The sequence below is a fragment of the Shimia sp. genome, assembly GCF_041624275.1.
Lineage (GTDB): Bacteria > Pseudomonadota > Alphaproteobacteria > Rhodobacterales > Rhodobacteraceae > Shimia.
Map to the genome: position 1 here is coordinate 1 of NZ_JBFJVE010000285.1, position 2,582 is coordinate 2,582.

The following is a 2,582-nucleotide window of genomic DNA, read 5'->3' on the forward strand; positions in this document are numbered from 1 at the left end:
ACAGTTCAAAGACCACAAAACGCCCCGGATGGCGGTGATCTTCGGTGACTTGGAAGGCGATGCACCCCGGCTCGGCGCGGGTCAGGGCGATATGTTCGCTCAGCGCCGCGCGAACTGCGTCGAGCCTGTCCTGCGGCACCTCGATATGGCCGCTCAGGGACACAGGCTGGTTTTTTTCGCTCATGTCCTCAGCGCCTTACCCGTTTTCATTTTGCCCCCGGCGCGGCCTTTTCGACCCCGGCTATTCCGGCGCGGCGCGACAGCCCAGCGCCGCATCCAGGCTGGCCTTGTTCTCATAGCGTCCGGCATCCCGGCTGGTGATGCGCCCGTCCGCAAGGCGCGAGATCACCACCCGCGACCAGTCGCCATTGGCGGTGACGATTTCCGGGCCCTGCCCGCAGTCGCGGATCCCGCCCGAGATGAAATCCTCGCCGATGCGGTGGTTGGTCAGGCCGGGTTGCACGGCGATCTCGGTGACCCGAACCTGCTTGCCGGCTTTTTCATAGCGCCAGATGCGCAGGGTCTTGGCCAGATGGGGGCGGTCGATATAGGCCAGCTCGATGCGCCCGTCGCCGTCAAGGTCGGCGGCGCCCAAGGGGGCCAGCCAGCGATTGCGGCGGCCGATATGGGGGGTGGCGGCGACCAGCCCGGTCTCGTCGTAGATCGCCAGGCGAGCCCCGAGTGTTGCGCTGCTTTCGACCGTGACCAGTTCCGGCGCGCCGTCGCCGTCGAGATCGGCAAGACGCGGGGCGAGATCTTCGAAGACGCTGGTCTCGGGCAGGGTCAGGCGCAGGCGCCGCCCGTCGCGCAGGCGCATCTCGAGCCCGCCGTATTCGATGGCATCGCCCAGAACGCCATGGGCATAGCGGGTGGTGGGCAGAACGTAACGGGCCGAGACGATCTCGGCCTGCGCCGTGGCCGCAAGAGGCAGCGCCACCAGCCCGGCAAGGGCCGCACGGCGCGCGGACCGCCACAAAGCGCGCAACGCCGGACGTCGCGCCGCCCGGATCATCAGATCTGTTTTTCCGGCATCTGCACGATCAGCCCGTCCAGCGCATCTGTTACCTTGAGCTGGCAGGTCAGACGCGAGCGCAGCGTGTCCGGCTCGAAGGCGAAATCCAGCATGTCTTCTTCCATGGCATCCTTGGCCGGGATCTTCTCGACCCAGTCGGGATGCACGTAGACGTGACAGGTCGAACAGGCGCAGGCGCCGCCGCAATCGGCCTCGATGCCGGGAATGTTGTTGTCACGCGCGCCTTCCATGACGGTCAGCCCGTTGGCCACTTCCACCACATGTTCGGTGCCGCCATGTTCGACGTAGGTGATCTTTGCCATCTCTTCGCACTTTCCTTTTGAACTTTGCCTTTAGGTAATTGCGACGCCCCCATCCTGCCAGCCCAATCTGGCGCATGATGGGCAAAACCTTGCGGGAAAATCAGAATGTTCTATATTTGTTCCCATGCCTGCATCCAGCCCCGATTCCTTCTGGCCGCGCCCGCCCTCGGCGCTGACGGCCGCGCGGCTGAAAGAGCCGCCGAACGGCGCCCGCGTCACCGTGGCGGGGCTGGTGATTCTGCGCCAGCGGCCGGGCACCGCCAAGGGGGTGATCTTTGTCACCCTCGAGGACGAGACCGGGGTGGTGAACGTGATCGTGTGGCGCAAGCTCTACGAGCATTTCCGCCGCGCGGTGATTGCCGGGCGGCTGCTGCGGGTGACCGGGCGCGTCCAGCGCGAAAACAACGTCACCCATGTGATCGCCGACCATGTCGAGGATATTTCGCCGATGCTCGACAGGCTGCTTGAGCCGGCCGCGCCATAGCGCTTTTGGAAAGCGGCGAAACCGGCTACAACTGGGCAAAACCCCAAAGACCGCGCCGCCGGCGGTCCTGCCAGAGGCACGCGCATGAAGTTCCGGTTCCACAGCTGTCGCATCTCCGGCCTCGCGATGGTGCTGGCGGCGCTGGCCGCCTGTGACCCCGTCGATCTGCAGGCCCCGGATCTCGGCGCATTGCGCGAACCGGATGTGGTGCGCAGCGCCGCCAAGGCCCCGCCCGGCGCCGCCCCCGGCACCTGCTGGGGCCGCCAGGTCAACCCGGCGGTGATCGAAACGGTGACCGAACAGGTCCTTGTCCAGCCGGCCGAAGTGCTGGCCGACGGCACCGTCATCAGCCCCGCCATCTATCGCAGCGAAACCCTGCAACGCATTGTCACCGAACGCCGCGAAACCTGGTTCGAGACCCCCTGCGACGCGGTCTGGACCGAGGAGTTCACCGCCTCGCTGCAACGCGCGCTCCAGGCGCGGGGCCACTATGGCGGCAAGATCACCGGCCTGCTCGACAAGCGCACCCGCGCCGCCATCCGGCGCTATCAGGCGCCGCAGGGGCTGGATTCCTCGATCCTGTCACTCGAGGCGGCACGGCAGCTGGGTCTGGTGGCGGTGGCGCGCCAGGACTAGCCAGCGCGCCGGCACGAAAAAGGGGCGCGCCCCTCCGGAACGCGCCCCCTTCCCCCCGAAAGAACGGGGTTATTCTTCGATGTTCAGCGCCACGAAACGCGGCTCGCCGCCCCGGCGCACCAGCAGC

General features: G+C 66.8%; 5 protein-coding genes. 2 read left to right on the plus strand and 3 right to left on the minus strand.

Going from position 1 to position 2,582, the window contains the following annotated elements:
• The 3 genes from ABZD10_RS15145 to ABZD10_RS15155 all read right to left on the minus strand — a co-directional run.
• On the minus strand, positions 1–184 hold a 184-nt coding region (locus tag ABZD10_RS15145; RefSeq protein WP_372887789.1), incomplete at its 3' end, for a putative quinol monooxygenase.
• A 57-nt stretch (positions 185–241) separates the two neighbouring features.
• Positions 242–1,012 (minus strand): FG-GAP repeat domain-containing protein, encoded by a 771-nt coding sequence (locus tag ABZD10_RS15150; RefSeq protein WP_372887791.1) that lies wholly within the window; start codon positions 1,010–1,012, stop codon positions 242–244.
• Complete coding sequence (locus ABZD10_RS15155) at positions 1,012–1,335, minus strand: 2Fe-2S iron-sulfur cluster-binding protein (RefSeq protein ID WP_372887793.1); 324 nt, start codon at positions 1,333–1,335, stop codon at positions 1,012–1,014. Before ABZD10_RS15155 ends, ABZD10_RS15150 begins: the two co-directional genes overlap by 1 nt.
• A gap of 124 nt (positions 1,336–1,459) precedes the next feature.
• Here ABZD10_RS15155 and ABZD10_RS15160 point away from each other — a divergent pair, with 124 nt between their 5' ends.
• Together ABZD10_RS15160 and ABZD10_RS15165 are read left to right on the plus strand one after the other, a co-directional pair.
• A complete protein-coding gene (locus tag ABZD10_RS15160; protein WP_372887795.1) occupies positions 1,460–1,819 on the plus strand; it encodes an OB-fold nucleic acid binding domain-containing protein in 360 nt (119 codons plus the stop codon).
• Positions 1,820–1,903: 84 nt separating this feature from the next.
• A complete protein-coding gene (locus tag ABZD10_RS15165; RefSeq protein WP_372887797.1) occupies positions 1,904–2,455 on the plus strand; it encodes a peptidoglycan-binding protein in 552 nt (183 codons plus the stop codon).
• Positions 2,456–2,582: the final 127 nt, after the last annotated feature.

What these genes read in the sequence shown, in the direction of transcription:
- ABZD10_RS15150 (WP_372887791.1), bottom strand. Translation starts at nt 1,012, where the DNA reads ATGATCCGGGCGGCGCGACGTCCGGCGTTGCGCGCTTTGTGGCGGTCC.
- ABZD10_RS15155 (WP_372887793.1), bottom strand. Translation starts at nt 1,335, where the DNA reads ATGGCAAAGATCACCTACGTCGAACATGGCGGCACCGAACATGTGGTG.
- ABZD10_RS15160 (WP_372887795.1), top strand. Translation starts at nt 1,460, where the DNA reads ATGCCTGCATCCAGCCCCGATTCCTTCTGGCCGCGCCCGCCCTCGGCG.
- ABZD10_RS15165 (WP_372887797.1), top strand. Translation starts at nt 1,904, where the DNA reads ATGAAGTTCCGGTTCCACAGCTGTCGCATCTCCGGCCTCGCGATGGTG.